The 22331-nt window shown below is 41.3% G+C and carries 24 protein-coding genes; 13 read left to right on the forward strand and 11 right to left on the reverse strand.

Annotated features, from left to right (window positions below):
* Positions 1-45: 45 nt before the first annotated feature.
* Positions 46-1431 carry a chromosomal replication initiator protein DnaA gene (gene dnaA, locus B1201_RS16215; protein ID WP_078194449.1) on the reverse strand — a complete coding sequence of 462 codons (1386 nt, stop codon included), beginning with the start codon at positions 1429-1431 and terminating at the stop codon, positions 46-48.
* A gap of 660 nt (positions 1432-2091) precedes the next feature.
* Here dnaA and rpmH point away from each other — a divergent pair.
* The 5 genes from rpmH (at position 2092) to mnmE (ending at position 6200) form a co-directional block, all read left to right on the forward strand.
* Positions 2092-2226: a 50S ribosomal protein L34 gene (rpmH, locus tag B1201_RS16220; protein WP_000831329.1), complete on the forward strand. Its 135-nt coding sequence runs from the start codon at positions 2092-2094 to the stop codon at positions 2224-2226.
* Positions 2227-2257: 31 nt separating this feature from the next.
* Entirely contained in the window at positions 2258-2650 is a 393-nt protein-coding gene (gene rnpA / locus B1201_RS16225) for a ribonuclease P protein component (RefSeq protein WP_078194450.1), read from the forward strand.
* 9 nt (positions 2651-2659) lie between these two features.
* Positions 2660-2980, forward strand: coding sequence for a membrane protein insertion efficiency factor YidD (yidD, locus tag B1201_RS16230; protein ID WP_078189510.1), 321 nt, complete (start codon positions 2660-2662; stop codon positions 2978-2980).
* A 5-nt stretch (positions 2981-2985) separates the two neighbouring features.
* Complete coding sequence (yidC, locus tag B1201_RS16235) at positions 2986-4752, forward strand: membrane protein insertase YidC (RefSeq protein WP_078194451.1); 1767 nt, start codon at positions 2986-2988, stop codon at positions 4750-4752.
* Between the two features lie 92 nt (positions 4753-4844).
* Positions 4845-6200 (forward strand): tRNA uridine-5-carboxymethylaminomethyl(34) synthesis GTPase MnmE, encoded by a 1356-nt coding sequence (gene mnmE, locus B1201_RS16240; protein WP_078194452.1) that lies wholly within the window; start codon positions 4845-4847, stop codon positions 6198-6200.
* A gap of 85 nt (positions 6201-6285) precedes the next feature.
* Here mnmE and B1201_RS16245 read toward each other — a convergent pair whose 3' ends face one another.
* The 3 genes from B1201_RS16245 to B1201_RS16255 form a co-directional block, all read right to left on the reverse strand.
* A complete protein-coding gene (locus B1201_RS16245) occupies positions 6286-7464 on the reverse strand; it encodes a hypothetical protein (RefSeq protein WP_078194453.1) in 1179 nt (392 codons plus the stop codon).
* Positions 7465-7591: 127 nt separating this feature from the next.
* The gene (locus tag B1201_RS16250) at positions 7592-8767 is read right to left on the reverse strand and encodes an MFS transporter (protein ID WP_228144801.1); all 1176 of its coding nucleotides are present in this window, start codon (positions 8765-8767) and stop codon (positions 7592-7594) included.
* A 115-nt stretch (positions 8768-8882) separates the two neighbouring features.
* Positions 8883-9149 carry a metal/formaldehyde-sensitive transcriptional repressor gene (locus tag B1201_RS16255; RefSeq protein ID WP_078194474.1) on the reverse strand — a complete coding sequence of 89 codons (267 nt, stop codon included), beginning with the start codon at positions 9147-9149 and terminating at the stop codon, positions 8883-8885.
* 56 nt (positions 9150-9205) lie between these two features.
* Between B1201_RS16255 and dmeF the strand changes: the two genes are divergently transcribed.
* Both dmeF and B1201_RS16265 read left to right on the forward strand, forming a co-directional pair.
* The gene (gene dmeF / locus B1201_RS16260) at positions 9206-10180 is read left to right on the forward strand and encodes a CDF family Co(II)/Ni(II) efflux transporter DmeF (RefSeq protein ID WP_078194455.1); all 975 of its coding nucleotides are present in this window, start codon (positions 9206-9208) and stop codon (positions 10178-10180) included.
* Positions 10181-10293: 113 nt separating this feature from the next.
* The gene (locus B1201_RS16265; protein WP_078194475.1) at positions 10294-10992 is read left to right on the forward strand and encodes a DsbC family protein; all 699 of its coding nucleotides are present in this window, start codon (positions 10294-10296) and stop codon (positions 10990-10992) included.
* Positions 10993-11067: 75 nt separating this feature from the next.
* On the opposite strand, the gene B1201_RS16270 is transcribed toward B1201_RS16265, so the two are convergent.
* The 3 genes from B1201_RS16270 to guaD form a co-directional block, all read right to left on the reverse strand.
* On the reverse strand, positions 11068-11325 hold the full coding sequence (locus B1201_RS16270; protein ID WP_078194456.1) for a GlsB/YeaQ/YmgE family stress response membrane protein: 258 nt from the start codon (positions 11323-11325) through the stop codon (positions 11068-11070).
* A 179-nt stretch (positions 11326-11504) separates the two neighbouring features.
* The gene (hpt, locus tag B1201_RS16275) at positions 11505-12032 is read right to left on the reverse strand and encodes a hypoxanthine phosphoribosyltransferase (RefSeq protein WP_078194457.1); all 528 of its coding nucleotides are present in this window, start codon (positions 12030-12032) and stop codon (positions 11505-11507) included.
* Positions 12033-12256: 224 nt separating this feature from the next.
* Positions 12257-13573, reverse strand: coding sequence for a guanine deaminase (gene guaD / locus B1201_RS16280; protein ID WP_078194458.1), 1317 nt, complete (start codon positions 13571-13573; stop codon positions 12257-12259).
* A gap of 220 nt (positions 13574-13793) precedes the next feature.
* Between guaD and B1201_RS16285 the strand changes: the two genes are divergently transcribed.
* Positions 13794-14396, forward strand: a complete 603-nt coding sequence (locus B1201_RS16285; RefSeq protein WP_078194459.1) for a nucleotidyltransferase family protein — start codon at positions 13794-13796, stop codon at positions 14394-14396.
* 65 nt (positions 14397-14461) lie between these two features.
* On the opposite strand, the gene B1201_RS16290 is transcribed toward B1201_RS16285, so the two are convergent.
* Complete coding sequence (locus tag B1201_RS16290; RefSeq protein ID WP_078194460.1) at positions 14462-15427, reverse strand: TerC family protein; 966 nt, start codon at positions 15425-15427, stop codon at positions 14462-14464.
* A 302-nt stretch (positions 15428-15729) separates the two neighbouring features.
* Positions 15730-16923 (reverse strand): sugar transporter, encoded by a 1194-nt coding sequence (locus tag B1201_RS16295; protein ID WP_078194461.1) that lies wholly within the window; start codon positions 16921-16923, stop codon positions 15730-15732.
* 132 nt (positions 16924-17055) lie between these two features.
* Between B1201_RS16295 and B1201_RS16300 the strand changes: the two genes are divergently transcribed.
* The 3 genes from B1201_RS16300 to B1201_RS16315 all read left to right on the forward strand — a co-directional run bounded on the left by B1201_RS16300 (position 17056) and on the right by B1201_RS16315 (position 19077).
* A complete protein-coding gene (locus B1201_RS16300) occupies positions 17056-17361 on the forward strand; it encodes a GNAT family N-acetyltransferase (RefSeq protein WP_347269446.1) in 306 nt (101 codons plus the stop codon).
* 306 nt (positions 17362-17667) lie between these two features.
* Positions 17668-17994, forward strand: a complete 327-nt coding sequence (locus B1201_RS16305; protein ID WP_078194463.1) for a GNAT family N-acetyltransferase — start codon at positions 17668-17670, stop codon at positions 17992-17994.
* A gap of 612 nt (positions 17995-18606) precedes the next feature.
* Complete coding sequence (locus tag B1201_RS16315; protein ID WP_078194465.1) at positions 18607-19077, forward strand: BLUF domain-containing protein; 471 nt, start codon at positions 18607-18609, stop codon at positions 19075-19077.
* A gap of 60 nt (positions 19078-19137) precedes the next feature.
* On the opposite strand, the gene mpl is transcribed toward B1201_RS16315, so the two are convergent.
* Positions 19138-20502, reverse strand: a complete 1365-nt coding sequence (gene mpl / locus B1201_RS16320) for a UDP-N-acetylmuramate:L-alanyl-gamma-D-glutamyl-meso-diaminopimelate ligase (RefSeq protein WP_078194466.1) — start codon at positions 20500-20502, stop codon at positions 19138-19140.
* A 274-nt stretch (positions 20503-20776) separates the two neighbouring features.
* Between mpl and B1201_RS16325 the strand changes: the two genes are divergently transcribed.
* Positions 20777-21115: a DMT family protein gene (locus B1201_RS16325; protein WP_078189529.1), complete on the forward strand. Its 339-nt coding sequence runs from the start codon at positions 20777-20779 to the stop codon at positions 21113-21115.
* 25 nt (positions 21116-21140) lie between these two features.
* Here B1201_RS16325 and B1201_RS17210 read toward each other — a convergent pair whose 3' ends face one another.
* The gene (locus B1201_RS17210; protein ID WP_228144802.1) at positions 21141-21380 is read right to left on the reverse strand and encodes a hypothetical protein; all 240 of its coding nucleotides are present in this window, start codon (positions 21378-21380) and stop codon (positions 21141-21143) included.
* A gap of 426 nt (positions 21381-21806) precedes the next feature.
* On the opposite strand from B1201_RS17210, the gene purE reads away from it, so the two are divergent.
* Positions 21807-22319 carry a 5-(carboxyamino)imidazole ribonucleotide mutase gene (gene purE, locus B1201_RS16335; protein WP_078189531.1) on the forward strand — a complete coding sequence of 171 codons (513 nt, stop codon included), beginning with the start codon at positions 21807-21809 and terminating at the stop codon, positions 22317-22319.
* The last annotated feature ends 12 nt before the right edge of the window (positions 22320-22331 follow it).

Raw genomic sequence — 22331 nt, forward strand, 5'->3', positions numbered from 1 at the left:
GGCAGAATATACCGCATTGCAAGAACAGAATTTGAACAAAAAGACTTAACTTTGCAGCAGACGTTGCAAGTTTTTATAGTCCTCATTGAAGATTGGATCTCCTTCACGCAGGCTTTGTACTTTTTCACAGGCATGCATCACAGTACTGTGGTCACGGTTACCAAAAGCCATACCAATTTCAGGGAAACTATCCCCTGTCAGCTCACGTGCTAGCCCCATAGCCAACTGACGTGGACGTGCATAAATACGTGTACGTTTTGGGCCAACCAATTCTTTGAGTGGAATACGGAAATATTCACTCACTACACGCTGAATATTTTCAGTACTAATGGTACGTGCACGAATCGCCAACACATCTTTTAATGATTCACGCACCACATCAAGATCGATAGGGGTACCTTTAAAACGAGAAATGGCTACAACTTTATTCAGCGCACCTTCTAGTTCACGAACATTGGCAACCACTTGTTGAGCAATAAACAACGCACAATTACGTGGAAGTTCCACCCCATTGCTTTCCGCTTTTTTCAGTAAAATTTCAATACGGGTTTCAATATCGGGTGGTTCCACACCCACCGATAAGCCCCACGAAAAACGTGAAACCAAACGTGGATCAAGTTCAGTCAGTTCTTTTGGATAACGATCTGAGGTTAAAATGATTTGCTTAGATTCATCTAATAACGCGTTGAAGGTATAGAAAAACTCAACCAAGCTGGCCTCTTTACCCGCCAACAAATGAATATCATCCACCAATAACAAATCTAACGAACGACAGTTTTTCTTAAATTCTTCGACCTTACCTTGCTGTAACGAGCTCACAAAGTCTTGTACAAAACTTTCAGCCGTCATGTACATCACACGTGCATTCGGCTTCGCTTGCAATAATGCATTACCAACGGCTTGCATTAAATGGGTTTTACCTAGACCTGTCGGTCCATATAAAAATAACGGGTTATGCTGCGAAGCACCGGGCTGCGTTAAGACTTTACGACAGGTTTCTGCCGCCATCTGATTGGAACGGCCTTCAACAAACAAGGAAAAGGTAAATAATGGGTTAAGCTGACGCTTACGGTTATTTTTTGAAGACGTCTCTTCTTTTTCTTTTTTAGGACGTGTTGGTGCCGATACTTGTGGCGTTGACTCTAATGCTGCGGTGGTTGTTGCTGGTTGCTCAGCTGCAGATAAAATTGCACCAGGCCGTGAATCAACCAAAATCTCGACTTTACGTACCCGACCTTCAGACAACTGTTCCGCTAAAATAGAGATCAGTTCTAAATGGTGCTCTTGAATATAGCGTGTCCAATACGGATTCGGTGCATAGAGTTTTAGACTATCACCTGCATCTTCTGCCACTAGTGGGCGTATCCACATTGTATAGACATTTCCTGAAAGCTCTTGTCGCAAGCGAGTTAAGCAGTCTGTCCAAAGCATGTGAAACCCCTATTTCAGTCCATTGTACGTAAAAAAATAATTCAACCCCGCCTAAGCGGGCAGCCATTCTAACCATCTTATCCACATCTGTCATGAACAAATCAGTCGAAATCGATCAAAAAAACGCAAATTGAGTTTAAATTTAAATTTAAATCACGTGTGGATAAGTTTATCCGCAAACTGTGGATAAATTATAGCATAAAGTTATCCACAAACTATCAAAATTATAAAAACATCGTTATCCACAATATAATTATTTGTTTTTTAAATCTAAAAATGCGTTTTCCACAGAAAATATCAACACTAATAGTAATAAATTTAAATTTTAAAATTTGAATTTATTTATAAGATCGACCCATTCTGGGGATATCTTGATGGTTGGTTTAAATTCAAATTTAAATTCATAAAAACCAATTCACAAATTTGAGATTGTGGATAATTCTGTGAGTAAACTTGAAGATAACTTAAATAATTAACATATACAATGACTTAGTTTGTGAATATTTTAATTTAAAACTTTCTGACTGATTTCTAATCCTTATATTATCTTGATATATCACAGCCTAGATTTTGAAAGAAAGCGTGTTTTTCATTGACAGCTCAAGCAATGAGCACTAAAATCGCGAACCTTTACTGAAAGATCATTTTTGGAGTTTCGATATGAAACGTACTTTCCAACCTTCTGAGTTGAAACGTAAACGCGTTCATGGTTTCCGTGCTCGCATGGCTACTAAAGCTGGCCGTCAAGTATTAGCGCGTCGTCGTGCAAAAGGTCGTCACAGCTTAACTGTTTAATTTCAGTTAAGACTGTCAAGACTTGGGTGTTATGACAACACTTTACGGCTTTAGCACAGATGTGCGAATACACTGTGCTGCCGATTATAAAAGTGTGTTCGATGGTGCGCTTTTTAAAGTGCATCAACCCCATTTCTTATTTCTAGCAAAAATCTCCGAACAGCCGAATAGCCGTTTGGGTATTGTTGTTGCTAAGAAAAAAGTGCGCCGCGCACATGAAAGAAATCGAGTAAAACGACTTGCACGCGAAAGTTTTCGCCTGCATCAACAGCAGTCTAATGTATTAGATATTGTCGTTATGCCAAAAATGGGCATAGAGGCGGTACCGAATGCAGAGTTACATCAGCAATTACAATTTGCTTGGCAAAAATTGCAGCGCCTTGCAAATAAGCATAAAAAAATAGCTACCTCCTCACAAGCGTAGAGATGACCAATGGTTCGTTTACTGCATTGGCTCATTCGTTTCTATCAGATTGCGATTAGTCCTTTATTGGGACCACGCTGTCGTTATATTCCAACATGTTCTCAATATTCTTTGGAAGCAGTCCATCAACATGGTGCTGTACGTGGAGTGTGTCTAGCTGTTCAGCGTATTTGCCGTTGTCATCCTTGGGGCGGTTCAGGCTATGATCCTGTTCCATCAAAAGCAATTCGTTTTATTTCATTTCAGCAAATAGATTCTCAAACGCTTCACGTTGCTGTACCCTTTCGTGAACGTTTATTGAACCAAAATCACTCTAACCACTTGGGGTAATACCTATGCAACAATGGGCCAGGATTGCAATTCTAGGGGCCATGTTTGTTGTCGCATATTTGCTCATTTTGGCTTGGCAGAAAGATTATGGACATGCGGAACAAAAACCTCAGCAAAATGCTGCGGTGGTAACGCATGAAGTATCTGCCGATTTACCAAATGGCCAGACAGCTACGGCTGCTACTGATGTGCCGCAAGCAAATAATGCTGCTACACAACAAACAACAGATGCCACTGCACCTGTTAGTCAACAGTTAATTTCAGTACAAACTGACCTTTACCATCTTTGGATTAATCCAAAGGGTGGCGATATTGTTCGTATTGAATTACTCAATCATGACAAAAATAAAGACAGCGACGAACCATTTGTAATGCTTGAAAGCGATGCAAAACGGACTTATGTTGCTCAGTCTGGCTTAATTGGTCTTAATGGCCCTGACAGCAATCCGAAAGGACGTCCAACCTATGAAATTGAAAAATCTTCATATACGTTAAATGACGCAAAAGCTGTGAAGGGGAAAGATGGCCAAACAGCAAAAGTTTTGTCAGTACCAATGGTTTATAAAACAGCAGATGGTGTAGAGGTTATTAAAACCTTTAACTTCACTGAAGGTGAATACCCTGTTGTCGTGAATCATAAAATCGTGAACCGCAGTGCTCAGAACTGGCAAGGTCAGATGTTTGGTCAGCTTAAACGCGACAACTCTGAAGATCCAGGTAAATCTGATCAAGGTATTTTCACTTTAGGTACATTCCTTGGTGGTGCATGGGGTTCGCCTGAAGAACATTACAACAAACTTAAATTTGCTAACTTCAATGAAGAAAAATTGAATGTTGAAGCAACTGGCGGTTGGGTTGCAATGGTTCAGCATTACTTCGTGAGTGCGTGGATTCCTGGACAGATCAAATTAACGCAAGCCAATGGTCAACCGTATGCTGCGAAACTTGAGTCACGTAAATCTACTGATGATATGAACATTATTCAGTTCACATCACCTGCAATTAATGTTCCTGCAGGAACTGTGGCAGAAGTAGATGCAACGTTCTATTCAGGTCCAAAAATCCAATCTGAATTAAAAGAATTGGCGGTTGGTTTAAACCAAACTGTAGATTACGGTTGGTTATGGCCAATTGCGAAATTATTGTTCGTCGGTCTTGAGTTTTTCCACGGTTTAGTGGGTAACTGGGGTTGGTCAATTATTCTATTGACGATTCTGGTGAAACTGATCTTGTGGCCTTTGTCATCGAAGAGCTACCGCTCTATGGCGAAAATGCGTGTGATTGCACCTGAAATGCAACGCATGAAAGAAGAGTTCGGTGAAGACCGTATGCGCTTCTCGCAAGAAATGATGGCATTGTATAAACGTGAGCAAGTGAACCCACTGTCAGGTTGCTTGCCGTTATTGCTCCAAATGCCGATCTTCCTTGCTTTGTACTGGGTGTTGATGGAGTCCGTTGAACTACGTCATGCGCCATGGTTAGGTTGGATTCAAGATTTATCTGCGATGGATCCGTGGTTTATTTTGCCGCTATTAATGGGCTTAACCATGTTTATTCAGCAAAGTTTGAACCCACAACCGGCTGATCCAATGCAGGCGAAAGTCTTCAAAATCATGCCTGTGATCTTTACGGTATTTATGTTGTTCTTCCCTGCGGGCCTTGTGCTTTACTGGATCTGTAACAACAGTATTACTATTCTTCAACAAGGTTTGATTAACAAATCTGTTGAAAAAGAACGTTTAAAACGTGAAGCAGCTGACTCAGCAAACTAAGCATTGCTGATGGGCTGAATAAATCCGCTTAAGATGGTAATCTTAGGCGGATTTTTCTTTATCTGTCGTTTGAAAATTTTTAGGTAAATTTTATGTTAAACCGAACCACCATCGCAGCAATTGCCACACCGCCGGGTCGTGGTGGTGTCGGCGTGATTCGCCTGTCTGGTCCCAAATCTTATGCCATTGCAGAAGCATTAACGCAGCAATCCCTGCCTGAAGCACGTTTTGCTGGTTTCCGTAAGTTTTATGATGCATCGAATGAAATCATGGATGAAGGTTTGGTGATTTGCTTTCCAAATCCGCACTCTTTTACGGGTGAAGATGTGGTGGAGCTTCAAGGTCATGGCGGCCCCGTTATTCAAAATGCATTATTGGCGCGGTTACTTGAATTGGGCGCTATTGCTGCAAAAGCAGGCGAATTTTCAATGCGCGCCTTTGAAAATGGCAAAATGGACTTGGTGCAAGCCGAGGCGATTGCTGATCTGATTGATGCCACCTCACAAGCAGCGGCACGTTCAGCGGTACGTTCATTACAAGGTGCCTTTTCGAGCAAGGTCAATACGGTGTTAGAAAAACTTATCCATTTGCGTTTGCATGTGGAAGCAGCGATTGATTTTCCTGAAGAAGAAATCGACTTTTTGGCGGATGGTAAGATTTTGGGTTTATTGGATGAAGTGACAAGCTCAGTCCATGCTGTACAGCAGTCTGCTCGTCAAGGTCAGTTACTGCGTGAAGGTCTACAAGTGGTGATTGCAGGTAAACCCAATGCAGGTAAGTCATCGCTACTCAATGCTTTAGCGGGTGTTGAACGTGCGATTGTGACGGATATCGCGGGTACGACACGTGATGTTTTACATGAAAAAATCAGCCTCAATGGTTTGCCGATTACCTTGACCGATACCGCAGGTTTACGTGAAACCGGTGATATCGTCGAAAAAGAAGGGATTCGCCGCGCAATTAAAGAAATTGAGCAAGCTGACTTGTTACTTTTGGTCTATGACTTGAGTCAGGGCGAAGATCCACTACAATTGGCTCAAGCGTACTTTGCCGATCATATTGAACCGAAGCGTTTGATGTTGATTGGTAATAAATGCGATTTGACGGGATCTACCGCGGAAATGACCGATTTAAACGGTTTTCGACATATTCGCGTTTCGGCTAAAAAAGAAACTGGCGTTCAAGCGCTTATTGATGCGATTACAGCGCATGCAGGCTTTCAACCAGAGGAAGATACCTTTATTGCTCGAACACGCCATTTAGACGCAATGAAGCGCACTCAGCGCTATCTTGCAGAAGCACGTGAGCAGTTGGTGGTTTATCATGCGGGTGAGTTGGTAGCCGAGTCTCTACGGTTGGCGCAAAATGCTTTAGGTGAAATTACCGGCGATTTTAGTGCGGATGATTTGCTAGGGAAGATTTTTGGATCGTTCTGTATTGGCAAGTAATAAAACGATTGAGCTCCTCATTTCACCTATGGATAGATCCATCCAAAGCACGATATTCGAAAACATCGTGCTTTTTTTACATCGTTTAGCGTGGGTTTGAGCCAAAAATGGTTTTAAAGATTGTTCTCAGCACATCTTTCGTTTTCATCCCATAAAAAGGATTGTTTGCTGCTCTTTTTGATGCGGCTTCAACTTTGACTTTGAGTGTTGCATAGTCTGGAAATTGTTGCTGTTGCGAAGATTTTTCGACCGCTGACAAAATATCAATTAAAAAAGCACGATTGATTTTTGAACTTAATGGAATGGATTGATACCACTGTTTTTCAAAGCGACGATCTAAAAAGATATCGGGAATTTCGGGGCTAGTGGCATAAAACATGGCTTTGGTGCGCATACATTTACTGCATTGACCACAATTTTTTGGTCGAGCCCTATAGTCCACACAAATCGACAGGGTTTGTAAATCTAAGTCAGATTGGCTTAAAAATGCGGTTTTTTGTGATCGCGTGACATCATCGTCGAGGGTGATTAAGACCCCAGATCGGTTCTTCATCAATCGGTTGGATGCCGTATTTGAGCCATAGGGATGAACGAATAATTGTTGATCTAAACGGTAATCGGCTGAAATTCGATATTGCTGGTAATGTTCAAAAATCGAAGCGCAGGAAAACAGCGAAAAGATATGTGTGACATGTGAACCTTTAGGGTTACAGCCATATTTACTGTATAGCGCGTAAGCATCGGTTTTTACCACGCGACTTTGCTTAAAAACTTGGCTTCTAAAGTCATGGGTCTGATCCATTAAGGCCTGAAATTTTTCATGGTCATCAAATTTATAATCCATTCCATGCACAGTGAGACAATCAGAATCTTGCCCATTTTCAAGAAAAGCTTTGTATGTACTATAAGTGGAGTCAATCCCACCGCTAAAAAAGCTTAAATTTTGAGTGGTTTGGTTTCCCGGTGGTGTTTGGATAATCGATGCAGCACTGAGCATGACTGGTTGATATAAATCAGGTAACCAAGCGGCCCAGACAGTTGAAACCTCCCGTGCGGAGTGGAGGGTTTGTATTGAAATAGGTCCTTCTACATGCAGCGGGATGCCAAGGCGCATGGCAATGGGTAAAAAGCCCCAAACAATAAAATCATAGGTTTCTAATTGCGGTAAGGATTCAAACGGTAAAATATAGTGAATATTACCGTATTCGCTGCTAGCAATGATTTGATTTTCTACAGTGTTAATTTGACATTGAATTTTTAGCATTTTTTAAATTTTTGAATCACATCAGACAAGATCTTAATTTAATTTGATTGATTTTTATAGGGTTTCTTAATTGTTTTTGGGTTTAAGAAGCACCCAATACAAGATGCTTCTTGAATAAGTTTAGTGGTTAATTGGTGTTCAGACTACGGTGCCAAAGCAATAAGCCGATACACAATAAACCTACACCCATACAAAAACCTAAAACACCGACGATCAAGCCGAAATGATCAGATAAATAGCCGGCTGCAATAATTGGAATAATGGTTCCTAAATATCCGATAAACAAATAGGTCGAGATCACCGCAGCACGGTTTTGATTGTTGGTCATTTGATGAACTAAGCCAAATGCGCCTAAAAGCCCTAGACCATGCCCTACACCGACTAAAATATCGCTAATAAAAAACAATGCACTCCAGTGTTGGGTCATACATAGCGCAAGGAGCGCATAGCTCAGTATTAACACTATTAAGCCGGCATTGACACATTTTGCAGAAGGAATCGATTTCGCCATAAATTGCACGACAGCGGAAACCAGCAAGATACTTGCAATGGCACTACCACTGACCAAAGGGCCATGCCATGGGATCGCATCTTTGACGAAAGAGGGTGCGAGTGATGCAAATAAGCTAAAAGAACCAAAGGCACAAAAGGCAGTCAGTCCAGCGATATAAAATCGTGAATGATCACGCTTTTCAGGCAATTCCAAATGTGGTGCCACTGAAAAAGGCTGTGGCTCAAAATTCGGTGTGCGAATAAAAAATAACCCTATTAAACACGCCAACCCCCCAAAGATCACAGGGATATAAGGGGTGACTAAAGGCTGTTCCGAAAATTGGGCAATCACTCCACCAATAAATGGGCCAAGACCAAAACCAATCACGGTAATGATTGAACTCAACTGTGGAGCATTATTTTTATGCGGTTCAGGAATGGTATAGACCAAACCAAGCATGGCTGAGGTGCTGATTAAACCCGAGGCAATGCCGATAATAAAGCGCCCGATAGATAACCACAGCGCATTACTGGCAAACACCGACAAGCTTAAACCTAAGATGATGCACGCCATACCGATTTGCAGGGTTCTTAAAAACCCAAAACTATTACTGGTACGACCTAAAAACAGCAAGGTCGCTAGGCAACCAAACATGTAGGCAACAAAGATATAGGTGATATGACTCGGCAGCAGTCCCCAAAGTTGTTGATAAATGGGATACAGAGGACTAGCTAGCGCTGTACCAATAGTGCCCATACAGAGTGCAAGGCTCACCATGATAAACGGTCGCCAAGAGGGAGATGTGGTCATTTTAAAGTCGCAGAGGTACAGTCAATAGGGTCAATATTGTGCTGTATGAGAAAGACGGAAATATGGGCTCAGTTTAATGCCGATTTTTTTCCATGGTCAAATCACAGTTGTAACTTTATCCATAGCGTTTAAGCAGTTTTACAAATTCTTCCAGTTCTGCTTCATTGATTTCAGCATCTTGAGGTAATACATGATGGCGTAAATGTGCTTCGATTAATTCATTCATTAATCCATTTACAGCACCTTTGATGGCCGCAACCTGTTGTAAAACCTCGATACACCCTGCTTCGGGTTGTTGTAAAGCCAGTTCAACCGCATTGACCTGACCTTGTAGGCGTTTAACCCGATTTAAAATCTTTTTGTCCTGATGTAAATGACTCAACACTTTCTCCCGAAAATAAATATACTATGGGGGAGTATATTTAAGCATAGAACCTAATGAAAACTTCCCCATCCATCCGAATTCATCATCATCAATTTGATGAAGGTAATCCACTAGCACAAAAACGGATCTTAATTGCCACTATTTTAACGGCAGTCATGATGTTGTTAGAAGTCATTGGCGGATGGATTTTTAATTCGATGGCATTATTGGCTGATGGTTGGCATATGAGTTCACATATGTTGGCATTAGGCTTGGCCTATTTTGCCTATCGTGCGGCACGCCACTATGCCCAAGATGCTCGTTTTAGTTTTGGGACTTGGAAAATTGAAATTTTAGCGGGCTATAGCAGCGCGATATTATTGATGGTCGTTGCTGCATTTATGGCCTTTCATTCGGTGGAACGCTTATTCAACCCGGTTCAAATTCATTATAACGAAGCAATCCCTATTGCGATTTTAGGTCTGGTGGTGAATTTAATCTGTGCTTGGTTATTGCATGATGACCATCACCATCACCATCACCATCACCATCACCATCACCATCACCATCACCATCACCATCATGAGCATAGCCATGAGGAGCAGCATGATCATCATCACGATCTCAATCAGAAAGCAGCCTTCATGCATGTGGTTGCAGATGCGGTGACTTCGGTGTTGGCGATTGTGGCTTTATTTGCTGGAAAATGGATGGGCTGGGGATTTTTAGATGCGCTATTGGGGATTGTTGGTGCGGTACTTGTTGGTAAGTGGGCCATTGGGCTGATGAAAGAAACAGGACAAACATTACTGGACGCAGAAATGGATCATCCTGTCGTTGATGAGATTCGAGAGGTTTTAATGCAATTGCCTGTCGACGTTGATGTAACCGATTTACATGTGTGGAAAGTGGGTAAAGGTCAGTTTTCATGTATTGTAGCTTTAGAAACAAGTCAGGCATTGAGTGCAGATGAAGTGCGCCAAGCGCTGTCGATTCATGAAGAAATTGTACATGTGTCTGTTGAAATTAATTCACCTGATGAAGCTTAATATGTTCCACGTGAAACGGCATGTAGCTATTGCGTAATGAACTGAAAAAAGCCCAAGACTTTCACACGTTAGGGCTTAGAATGCTGAATCAATTAAATGTTGAAGTTCGGTCTATGTTGAAAAAAATATGTGCGTTGGCGTTGAGTACCACCCTTTCGACTTTTGCTTTGGCAGATGCGGCACACGTTCAAAAGCTCTTGGCAGAAAAGCACCCCAGTTTAAAAATTGAAAATATTCAAAGTACCGAAATGCCGGGCATATATAGCGGCTTTGTTGAAGATCAAGTTTTGTATTTGAGTGAAAATGCGGATTATGTGATCGCAGGCTCTATGATCCGTTTAAAAGATCAAAAAAATCTGACCAAACAATTGATCCTCAGTCAGCAAAAAACTGAGTGGAATAAACTCCCATTACAAGATGCGATTAAAACAGTCAGGGGGAATGGGAAGCGCCAAATCGCGATCTTTTCTGACCCAAATTGCCCATATTGTAAGAAGCTTGAAGTAGAGCTGGCAAAACTCAATGATGTGACCATTTATACTTTTATCACAGCCATAAAAACGCAGTCGTTGGCGCCATCGAAGCAGATTTTTTGTGAGTCAAACCCTGCTATGGCCTGGGATAATTTAATCAATAAGGGAATTCAACCGAAGTCAGCGAAAAGCTGTGCAAACCCCATTGAGCGAAATTTAAAATTGGCAAAAAGCTTAAAATTAAATGGTACACCGGGAATTGTCTTTGCCAACGGTTCGATCTTAACCGGTGCATATCCTGCTGCTGAATTAGAATCGATGTTAAAAGAGATCAAATAATTTCAGCTGTACGGCATGAATAAAATATAAAAAAATACCCGTCTATAGGCGGGTATTTTAATGGTGCTATAAAAATTAGACGCGGGTTTTTTTCGTTACAAGGTTATACATAAACAACACGATAATCGCACCAATAACGGATGCGATAAATCCAGCGGCAGAATTTTCTCCATACAGACCTAATAAACGTCCGCCATAGGTCGCAAGTAAAGAACCTGCTATCCCGAGAAGGGTGGTCATAATGAAACCCGCTTTGTCATCTCCAGGATGGATCGCACGTGCAATTAAACCAGCAATAAAACCAACAACAATCGCAACAATGAGTGACCACATAGTAACTCTCCTTTTGTTATCATGTATTTGTTTTTTACGACATGTTCAATCTTTATCTTTAATCAAAACTAAGCTGAGCTACAGCCTAAACATGCAAAAAACTGTTGTTTTTTTGTTCTGAAGTAGCCAGAAAAGTAAAAAAAAGTGGCCTTCGGCCACTCTTAAGTATCTGATCTTGCTTAGAGACCAATTTCGCCAATAAATGGAATGTGACGATATTTTTGATCATAGTCCAGACCATAACCTACGATAAATTTATCTTCGACTTCAAAACCTAAAAATTTCACTTCGAGTTCAATCTCACGACGTGAAGGCTTGCTAACCAAAGTACAAAGCTCGATTGAATTTGGATTGCGCGTCTGTAAAATTTCTAAAACTTTGCTTAAGGTATTTCCTGAATCGATAATATCTTCAACCACCAAGACATCTTTATCTTTAATGTCGCCGTCTAAGTCTTTTAAGATTTTTACATCACGAGTAGATACGGTCCCACCGCCATAACTTGAAACGGTCATGAAGTCGAGTTCATGCGGTTTTGAAATTGCGCGGCAAAGGTCAGCCATAAAAATAACAGAACCGCGTAAAAGACCGATTAACACCAACTCTTTGTCGCTGTTAGCATAGTGTGCATCAATTTTTGCGCCAAGCTCTTTCACTTTAGCTTGAATTTCTTCAGTGGAAATCAGTACGCTCATTTGAACAGACATGGGTAGATACCTAAAAAAGCAAATCAAAAAATAAAAAAGGTGTTGACTTGCAACACCTCTAAAGATGAACCAATTTTAATACATCTGGCTCGCAGATGCATCTTTTTTGCCGTTGAAAATGTAATCAGTTTTTCTTGGAAGTGCTGTCACGCTTGAGTAAGCACAGACAAGCGACGGCAATCAGTCCAATTTTCAACGCTGTTTTTCGTCTCGGTCGAGCCGTTTTATGCTTTGACATAAGCACATTGTCCAAACACATAGGTGGCATGGATATTACGATCATCACCCATCAGCATGAGGGCAAATAAAGCATCTTCCAGATTTTTGGCACGTTGTTGACGTAAGGCTTGTAAAGCCGTGGCATTTAAATCGAGCACCACAAAATCTGCTTCTTTGCCCAAATCAAAGTTTCCAAGTTTGTCCTCTAGATCTAAGGCTTTTGCTCCACCTAAAGTGGCATGGTACAGCGCTTCAAATGCGGATAGTTTATCGCCTTGAAGTTGTTGAACTTTGTAGGCTTCATTGATGGTTTGTAGTTGGTTAAATGAGGTGCCTGCGCCAATGTCTGTGCCTAAGCCGACTTTCACCTGTTTTTCCCATGTTTTCTTTAATGGAAATAAACCACTGCCTAGGAACAAGTTCGAGGTTGGACAAAACGCGATTGCAGAGTTGGTCTGATGCATACAATCCCACTCGGCATCTTCCAAATGCACGCAGTGCGCAAACACGGAACGTGATCCGGTCAGACCATAATGATGATAAACGTCTAAATAGCCGTTTTGCTCAGGGAATAATGCTTTGACCCACGCAATTTCATTTTTATTTTCACTCAAATGTGTATGCACATAAACATCAGGATACTCGGTTTTTAGCTCCCCTGCCCGTGCCAATTGTTCAGGCGTTGAGGTTGGGGCAAAGCGAGGCGTGATGGCATACAGGTTACGGCCCTTGCCATGCCACTTCTCAATCAGTGCTTTGGAGTCGTTATAGCCACTCTCCGCGGTGTCACATAACGCTTCAGGTGCATGCCGATCCATCATCACTTTACCAGCAATTAAGCGCATTTGATGCTGTTCTGCAGCCTTAAATAAAGCATCAACCGATTGAGGATGAACGGTACAAAAAACAAGAGCTGTTGTGGTTCCGTTTTTGAGTAACTCGTTTACAAAGAACTGTGCAATTTGCTCTGCATAAGCCGGATCTTCAAATTGGATTTCAGTTGGAAAGGTATAGGTATCGAGCCATTCCAGTAGCTGTTCACCATAAGCCCCCATCATTTCCGTTTGTGGATAATGAATATGGGTATCGATGAAACCCGGAACAATCAATTGATCTGGATAATGCTGTACGTCAACCTGATCTGGGAGATGGTGTTGTCCCTCAGACCATGGACCGAACCATTGAATTTTTCCGGCTTGCGTAATCAGCAAACCATCTTCGAAATAGCGCACTTGGTCGTGAATTTCACGTGCTTGGGCAACTGTATTCTGAATATCTAGAAAGCGACCACGGATCGCTGTAGATGCGATAACAGAAGACATGACATACCTGCAGTTTAGAATTTTTTCGGTTGATTGTAGCTTAATTTGGCTAGAAAAGGCGTTGCTGTAATTAGAGGATTATGTTCTAAAACATCGAACAGCCATTAATGTATGTCGAGAGCATCTCATTTTTTCAAAGCGATTGATTAAATCAATGCGCTTGTGTCAGGCTAAATCGAATCAAAGAATAGAATTCAACCGTGTATCTATGTCCCATCCAATGCATCCTGTGAATCAATCACAGCTTGAAGCCACTTATGTTAAGCGCTTGCAGCAACTGATTCAGCAACATGACGGCATCATGTCTATTTTAAAGCAGCTTTATTTGGCGGATGCCAGTGCGTATATTGCCGCAGGTGTCATTCGAAATATGCTGTGGTCAGTGCTACACCAACACAGCTATACACTGTCCCATACTGAGGTGGATATCATATTTTATGATGCTGAGGATAACGGTGCTCATAGTGATCAGATCCAAAAAGAAATGCAGTCTTTCTTTCCATTGATACAGTGGGATGTGACCAACCAAGCTTTGGTGCATCATTGGTATCGTTTAGACAATGGTGATTCTATTTTGCCCCTAACATCGATTTCCCATGCCCTTTCTTTGTGGGTTGAAACTGCAACGGCTGTTGCAGTCCGTTTAAATGAGCTTGATCAAGTAGAAATCGTGGCACCATTTGGACTAGCTGATTTATTTGAATTAAAACTGCGTTGGAATTCAACCTTAGTTAGTCGAGCGACTTTTTTGCAACGTATAGAAGAGAAACAATTTTTACAACGCTGGCCGAAACTCAAACTCTTGATGACGCCTGAAGCTTAGTTCATGGCTTTGTTACAAAATAAAAAAAGCCTTCTCGAAAGAAGGCATTTATTTATCTAAGCGTTTTATAACGTGGTTTGATGGTACTTCTTACTGTGTCGGATTGATAACCATGCAGTAATGGTTAAAGTCACCACAATAAAACCGAGTGAAATCCAAATTGGCATGTGGAACACATCGAGCAACAGCATCTTAGCGCCAATAAACACCAGGATAATGCCCAGACCATATGGTAAGTAATGCATTTTCGATGCAGCACCGGATAAGAGGAAGAACATAGCACGTAGACCTAAAATCGCCATTAAGTTTGCAGTCAGTACAATGAATGGGTCAGAGGTAACTGCAAAGATTGCTGGGATTGAGTCAACCGCAAAAATGACGTCCGATGCTTCAACCAAGATCAACACTAAAAAGAGCGGCGTTGCCCATAAGACACCATTTTGACGAACAAAGAATTTATCTTCATGCATCTGAGGGGTAATACGCATGTGTTTACGTAGCCACTTCAAAATCGCCATATCTTCGATATCTTTATCTTCTTCGTCTTGGCCTTTAAGGAATTTAAAGCCGGTATACACTAGGAATGCGCCGAAGATGTACAGTACCCAAGAGAATTCTTGAACGAACCATGCCCCAATAAAAATAAAGATGGTACGCAGTACAATTGCACCAAGGACACCGTAGAGCAACAGTTTACGTTGCAAAGCCGGTGGAATGGCAAAGGCAGCAAAGATCATGAGCCAGACAAAAACGTTATCAATTGCGAGTGATTTTTCGAGCAGATAACCAGCGAAATATTCCATGACTTTGGTGTTTGCAACAGCGACACCAGCGGTTTGCTGTAAGTAGAGCCACAATGCACCACCGAATAAGGTAGCTACAGAGACCCATGCAATACTCCAATAGGCAGCGGTTTTGACTTTGATTTCTTGGCCTTTGTTATTTTTAAAGCCTAAAAAGTCGATGAGTAGCATGATGGTGACTAAACCGAAAAATGCCAGATATAGCCATAAAGAGCCAATCGTTTCCATGTGTATTCTCCACATCTAACAACCAGCCATAAAAAAACCTCGACCAGTTGCTAGACGAAATAAAACGCCTGAGACAACATGATCAAGGTCTTGCCTACATCGTACTGTAATGATTTTCAGCAGCGATGCTCAGATACCGACTTTTTGCAAAGTGTAATGACGATATTCTGACACGTAAAACAAGGTTTACGTTTGGAGGAGGCTACTCCCCTTGTTCAAATTTTGTTTTGGACACTGTCCAAATATGCGGCAAAGCATGACAGTTTTTAGTTCAAAGTGCAATCAGCAATTTACGAATTCATTTAATGTGCCACAGGAGGGTTAAAATCACCACGGTGTACCAACGCTAAGGCTAAAAGTGTGCCGATCACCGCGATGATTCCTCCGATCACGCCAATATAACTCAAACCGAAATGTACACTGACCATGCCGCCCAAGAGTGCGCCACCGCCAATGCCGACATTATAAAGTCCTGAATAGATAGCCATGGCGACATCGGTGGCGTCGGATGCGAGATGTAGTGTCTTTGACTGTAATGCGAGACTAAATCCAATGATACTCATGCCCCATAGTAGGCACACGGCACTCACACCTGCAAAACTCAAAGAAACAGGAAGCAACAGCAGCATGGATAAAGCCAGTGTGGCTGTACTTAAAGGAATCGCAACTTTGGGATATTTCCCACCAAATTTTCCAAAGAGATAAGAACCTAGAAAGCCTGCTGCACCAAAGATTAATAACAACGTGGTGGTTTGCATGGAGCTGAATGCAGCAATGTTGAGCGAAAACGGTTCGATATAGCTATATGCGGTAAATTGCGCGCTAATTACGATAATGGTTAATGCAAAGACCATTATTAAGCTTGGACGGCGAATAAACTGTTTTAGGCTGCTCAGCGAACCTGAGTTCAAACTCGGCAGTATTGGCAGCGTTTTGGCTAAAATCAGGCAAACGATACTGGCGCCAATGCCAATCAGAGCAAAGGTATTTCGCCAACCATAGGCTTCTCCAACCATCCGCCCAAACGGAATACCGAGAACCATTGCCAAAGCTGTGCCTGTGGCCAAAAGCCCCAAGGCTTGAAACTCTTTGCCTTTCGGTGCAACACGAACTGCCAGCGACGCAGTAATTGACCAAAAAAGTGCATGCGAGAAAGCAATGCCAATTCGACTGAGCAATAAAGTATTAAAGCTCCATGCGAAATACGACAGAACATGGCTGATAATAAACACCATAAATAAGCAAATCAGGAGTGATCGACGTTCAATATTTTTGGTCAATAACATGATCGGCAAAGAAATCGGAGCAACCACCCATGCATACAGCGTAATCATGATGCCGACATCGGTCGCGGCTAAGCTAAATGTTTTGCCAATATCGCTGAGCAACGCGACAGGTACAAATTCAGTGGTATTAAAAATAAATGCTGCGAAAGCCAAAGCAATCACAGCCGTCCAAGAGCCAGAAGAAGCCGTTTCGGAGGGAGAGGCAGACATGAGTGTCTTCAAATAAATAAAGTGGCTTATTTTACTATGCTCTATACACGAGCAGGAACAGATTTAAGCCCCGTGCATGCGGTTTAAATTAATACAAAAACAACAGAGTTGACCTGCATTACATGCCAATTTATAAAAAAATGGAGGAAATTTAAGATGTTTGTACAACAAGATGATGATCAAAAAAAAGGAGCTTTCTTTGTTGAGCAAGATGGGGAGCGTTTGGCAGAGATGACTTACTCATGGGCAGGCGATGATAAATTTATTATTGATCATACCGATGTCAGTGACAGCTTGCGAGGACAAGGTGTTGGACGACATCTCCTCGATGCAGCAGTGAATTTTGCTCGGGAAAAGAACGTGAAAATTATTCCACTCTGCCCTTTTGCAAAATCTGTATTTGATAAAGATGAATCGATTCGTGATGTTCTACGCTAAATTGTTCAGCGTGATGTGGATTAATCATTTGGATAAATAAAAACAGCCTGATGGTATTGCAATCAGGCTGTTTTTATTTGAAATCTAGTTGTGAAGTTGAATTAAGATCGTGATTTATACAGCGATACAACCAAGCATGCTGCAGCAATCAGTAATACAAAGATAGCGACAAGATAAAGGTCCATAATAAAAATATCCGGCAAGTGTGATTTAATTGTTTTTTAATTAATGTGAAAGGTGTACGGATTTATTATCACCTACAGTTGAATATAGGTTGTTTAAGTTCTGTACCAATCACTTTCTCGTTTGTTACACGGTGTATTTTTTCATAAAAAGGAAGAAAAAACAGTGACTATGCAACATCAAGATAACGGTCAAAAAGGTGAATTTTTTCAGTTAAATGCTGAGGGTGAACGGCTCGCAGAAATGAGTTATCTATGGCGTGATGAACATACCATTGTGGCAAATCACACGTGGGTAGATGACTCATTGCGTGGGCAAGGGATGGCTCGAGTGTTATTGGATCATTTGGTGGAATTCGCTCGTGATAAACACTTAAAGATTATTCCTACTTGTTCTTATGTTGATGTGATGTTTCGTAGAGATAAAACCCTTGCCGATGTTCAAGCCTAAAAAAGCCCGCCATGCGGGCTTTTCTATCATTATGAATTTTTTAAAAAATTTAAAAGCTAAGTTGTATTTAATTGAGCTTTAATTTTAACAGCGTTGAAGGTGCTTTGAAAAGATTTGGCCAAAACTGCAATAAGATCGAGCAGCTTGATATCCCTAAAAATAAGCTTAAACACATGATATTTAATAATGCAAAGTCATTCAGTACAAAATAAATACTGCCAATAGTCATCATCATTAGTAAATAAATGAGATAGTGAGGAATCACGGTGCGCAGTGTTATTCCTAAAATAAATGAGCAAATAACGACATTAAAAAAATCTGAAACGCCAAAATTATTCAGTATGATCAAGGCAGCAAAATATACACAAGTGATCGATAAAAAAATGAGTAAATTTTTAAGCATGGTCGGCCTCTTTATTCATCTTCAAATGGAAATAATTTCATTGTTTTAATATGTATAAGTTTAAAAAAATGAAGGTGATATCGGTATACGTGATCTTGGTTTTCTGTTGTAAGTTAAAAAGCACATTTGATTAAAAAACATACAAATATACACTAATTCTGTGGCTCATCCCACGTTAAAATCATGCAAATACTTGAAGAATAAACACAATGATACAACTCTGTTATGCCAGTACGCGTGTAGAACAACAATTTGATTTAATACAAGATTTAAGTGATATTTTGGTGAGAGCCCGCAGCTTTAATACTGAAAAAAATATTTTTGGCGTGCTGTACTATGCAGAAGGCCGGTTCTTCCAATGCCTGCAAGGTGAGCAAGCGGCACTCGAACAGCTTTTTCAGCATATTATGCAAGATACGCGGCATCGGGATATTGTGCGTTATCTTGATCAAAATATTGATCAAATCGATTTTTCAAAATGGTCGATGAAATATGTCAACCGACATAGTGAAATTGCTAGTTTGTTTCAGCGCTTTGGACATTCAAGCTTTCAACCCGACGTGCTCAATCTAGAACAAATTCAGGCGTTTTTAACGACATTGTTAAGATTAGAGAATGTTGAACAGCCGGTTAAGCTGGATTTAGGCTATAAAAATCGAGGCTATCAGCATTATTTTTAAGCTGAGTGTGAATAAAAAAAAAGCCCGCGCAGCGGGCTTTTTTTATTTTATCTAGTGGGTTTAGGCTTTTAATGCACTGATCAACTTCTGATGTAAACCACCAAAACCGCCATTCGACATAATCACCACAGCATCGCCCTCGCCTGCCTCGCTTACGATGGTTTGAATGATCTCATCCAGTGAACGAGCCACCACAGCTTTATTCGCAGCAGCTTCAATCACAGGTTGTAAATCCCAATCCAAACCTTCAGGTTGATACCAAATCACTTCATCTGCTAAGCGTGCAGAATGTGCAAGCCCATCTTTATGGCTACCCATGCGCATGGTATTAGAACGTGGCTCGATTACTGCCCAAAGCTTACGTTGACCCAGACGCTTACGCGCACCTTCTAATGTGGTATCAATCGCCGTTGGGTGATGTGCAAAGTCGTCATAAACTTCAATGCCACGGACTGTGCCCAAAAGCTCCATACGACGTTTGACACCGCCAAAATTTGAAAGTGCTTCACACGCCGTTTCAATCGAAACACCGACATGTTCAGCCGCAGCAATGGTTGCCAAAGCATTGGCTACACTGTGTTGCCCAGTCATGTTCCATTTCACTTCGCCTTTCACGACACCATGCTGTAGCACTTTGAAATGTGAACCGTCAGCAGACAATTGTTCTGCATACAATTCAGATTTGTCATTGGCATCTAAAGATGTACGCACGACAGGTGTCCAGCAGCCCATTTCCAAGACTTCATCAATATTTGTTTCAGTGATGGGCGCAATGATACGGCCTTCACTTGGAATAGTACGCACTAGATGATGGAATTGCTTTTGAATCGCAGCCAAGTCTTCGAAGATATCGGCATGGTCAAATTCAAGGTTATTTAAAATCGCTGTTTTAGGATGGTAATGCACAAACTTAGAACGTTTGTCGAAAAATGCCGAATCATATTCATCGGCTTCTACACAGAAATATTGACCACCGCCTAAACGTGCGCTTTCACTAAAGCCTAAGGGTACGCCGCCAATCAAGAAACCTGGGTTTAAACCCGCTTGATCGAGCACCCATGCCAACATGGTTGTGGTTGTGGTTTTACCATGCGTGCCTGCAACGCCTAAGACATGTTTGCCTTGTAGGACGTGGTCTGCAAGGAACTGTGGGCCAGAAATATAAGGTAGGCTTTCGTTCAGCATGTATTCCACTGCATCAATGCCACGTTTCATTGCATTGCCGACAATCACGAGATCTGGGTGTGGTTGAAGGTGGCTACGGTCATAGCCTTGCATTAAGGTAATGCCTGCATTTTCCAATTGGGTAGACATTGGTGGGTAAACGTTTTGGTCTGAACCCGTCACCTTATGTCCTAAATCACGCGCCAAGAGCGCCAATGAACCCATAAAGGTGCCACAAATACCCAAGATATGCAGATGCATTCGTTCTAACTCCACTGCTTTTATCGACACATCACTTTGTTATTGTGGTGTTGTCATTATAGATTTGGTTGAAAAGGTTAATTTCATTTGAGAGCAACCATAGCAAGGGTCTTAGCGAAAAGATAGATTTTTTTGTATGAGATCGTGCAAAAAGATTGAGCTCGTAACTGATCAAATGTACGCAATTTTCTTGATGATAAAAACACGGAAAATAGGCGCGAAATCGTGATGAAAAACGTACAATATGCGCAAATTTTTGCGATCTTGATTGCTTATGTCACTTGCCCTGTTTTTATTGATTATTTCCAACTGTTTTATGACTTTGGCCTGGTATGGGCATTTGAAGTTTTTACATGATGCACCGCTTTGGCAAGCGATTTTATTTGGATGGGCGATCGCGTTACTCGAATATAGTTTTATGATTCCAGCAACGCGACTGTTGGCCAAACATGGGTGGTCATTGGGTCAAATGAAAATCACACAAGAAGTCGTGACGCTATTGGTCTTCGTTCCATTTATGATTTTCCTTTTTAAACAACCCTTTAAGTTGGACTATTTGTGGGCAGGTTTATGCCTTTTTGGATGTGTCTATTTCGTGTTTCGCAGTGCTTAACTGATCCAATGCTGCATGGCTCTGATCATTTAAGTGAGGCGTGTTTGCAGGCATTTTTGAGGACTTTACTAAACTCACGGTCTCGTGGAGTGGGATCTTCATAGTCAAAGGCATAATCACTCTCACTGGTCAGTACAGTCATTTGACCGTCTGCTTCAAAGTTCATGAGAGCAAAACCATAGCTTTGGTCATCGCAATACACACGATATTCTGAAATTGAATACATTTTATCGCGGCCATCATCTGCTTTGTAATAGCCTGTCATCTTGACCGGCTTACGTTCATCAATAATAGATTTTCCGGTGACTAAAAATTTTTCGTGGATGTAGCCATTACTCTTAATTTGGCCGTTATAGCCCTTTTTGTTTCTGTAAGAGGTTAAAGTCTTTTTCAAATTGGCTTGTATTGAGTTGAACGAGTTGGGCAAAACTCGGAGAGCTTAGGGCTAAAGTGAGCAAGATAAAGATCTGTTTCATGTTTAAAGTGTCTTATAAATATTGATTTAATAAAAGTTTTTATAAAATTGAAAAAAATAAAAATATTTTCATCAAAATATTATGGAGTTTTCTCTTTAAAGACAACCGTTAAATTTTATTGAGATGAATTTTCAGTCTATAATATGGGGCTCTTATTAAAGCTTGGCTCTAGTCGAGATTTACTCTCTCTTACTTTAATCTCTGGAAACATTGCAATGAATGCGGCCGCTTCACAAGACACTCCTCTCGTTGGAATTATCATGGGTTCTCAATCGGATTGGGCAACGCTAGAAAACACTGCCAATATGCTGAAACAACTTGGCGTCCCATTTGAAGCGGAAGTTGTATCTGCACACCGAACTCCAGATCGATTATTCGAATATGCTGAAACCGCACGTGATCGTGGTATTCAAGTGATTATTGCCGGTGCTGGCGGTGCAGCGCATTTACCAGGTATGTGTGCAGCCAAGACTGACCTACCTGTACTTGGTGTACCGGTAAAATCATCAATTTTAAACGGCGTGGATTCATTACTGTCTATCGTGCAAATGCCAGCAGGTATTGCAGTTGGTACTTTGGCGATTGGCCCAGCGGGTGCGACCAATGCAGCGATCATGGCGGCACAAATTTTAGGTTTAACGCGTCCTGAAATCGCAAAAAATGTTGCAGATTTCCGCGCTGCGCAAACCGATAAAGTGGCGAGTAAAAATATTCCGGGTCAAGCTTAATTAAGGGGCATT

Source organism: Acinetobacter sp. ANC 5600 (assembly GCF_002018395.1).
Lineage (GTDB): Bacteria > Pseudomonadota > Gammaproteobacteria > Pseudomonadales > Moraxellaceae > Acinetobacter > Acinetobacter amyesii.

Coding starts and splice junctions, on each gene's coding strand:
- B1201_RS16285 (WP_078194459.1), top strand. CDS start 13,794: ATGCATCCTGTGAATCAATCACAGCTTGAAGCCACTTATGTTAAGCGC.
- yidC (WP_078194451.1), top strand. CDS start 2,986: ATGCAACAATGGGCCAGGATTGCAATTCTAGGGGCCATGTTTGTTGTC.
- yidD (WP_078189510.1), top strand. CDS start 2,660: ATGGTTCGTTTACTGCATTGGCTCATTCGTTTCTATCAGATTGCGATT.
- B1201_RS16270 (WP_078194456.1), bottom strand. CDS start 11,325: ATGTGGTCACTCATTGTTGCGATTGTTGTTGGTTTTATTGCTGGTTTA.
- B1201_RS17210 (WP_228144802.1), bottom strand. CDS start 21,380: ATGACAGGCTATTACAAAGCAGATGATGGCCGCGATAAAATGTATTCA.
- mnmE (WP_078194452.1), top strand. CDS start 4,845: ATGTTAAACCGAACCACCATCGCAGCAATTGCCACACCGCCGGGTCGT.
- guaD (WP_078194458.1), bottom strand. CDS start 13,573: ATGTCTTCTGTTATCGCATCTACAGCGATCCGTGGTCGCTTTCTAGAT.
- hpt (WP_078194457.1), bottom strand. CDS start 12,032: ATGTCTGTTCAAATGAGCGTACTGATTTCCACTGAAGAAATTCAAGCT.
- rnpA (WP_078194450.1), top strand. CDS start 2,258: ATGACAACACTTTACGGCTTTAGCACAGATGTGCGAATACACTGTGCT.
- dnaA (WP_078194449.1), bottom strand. CDS start 1,431: ATGCTTTGGACAGACTGCTTAACTCGCTTGCGACAAGAGCTTTCAGGA.
- dmeF (WP_078194455.1), top strand. CDS start 9,206: ATGAAAACTTCCCCATCCATCCGAATTCATCATCATCAATTTGATGAA.
- B1201_RS16290 (WP_078194460.1), bottom strand. CDS start 15,427: ATGGAAACGATTGGCTCTTTATGGCTATATCTGGCATTTTTCGGTTTA.
- B1201_RS16325 (WP_078189529.1), top strand. CDS start 20,777: ATGTCACTTGCCCTGTTTTTATTGATTATTTCCAACTGTTTTATGACT.
- mpl (WP_078194466.1), bottom strand. CDS start 20,502: ATGCATCTGCATATCTTGGGTATTTGTGGCACCTTTATGGGTTCATTG.
- B1201_RS16265 (WP_078194475.1), top strand. CDS start 10,294: ATGTTGAAAAAAATATGTGCGTTGGCGTTGAGTACCACCCTTTCGACT.
- rpmH (WP_000831329.1), top strand. CDS start 2,092: ATGAAACGTACTTTCCAACCTTCTGAGTTGAAACGTAAACGCGTTCAT.
- purE (WP_078189531.1), top strand. CDS start 21,807: ATGAATGCGGCCGCTTCACAAGACACTCCTCTCGTTGGAATTATCATG.
- B1201_RS16295 (WP_078194461.1), bottom strand. CDS start 16,923: ATGTCTGCCTCTCCCTCCGAAACGGCTTCTTCTGGCTCTTGGACGGCT.
- B1201_RS16315 (WP_078194465.1), top strand. CDS start 18,607: ATGATACAACTCTGTTATGCCAGTACGCGTGTAGAACAACAATTTGAT.
- B1201_RS16245 (WP_078194453.1), bottom strand. CDS start 7,464: ATGCTAAAAATTCAATGTCAAATTAACACTGTAGAAAATCAAATCATT.
- B1201_RS16250 (WP_228144801.1), bottom strand. CDS start 8,767: ATGACCACATCTCCCTCTTGGCGACCGTTTATCATGGTGAGCCTTGCA.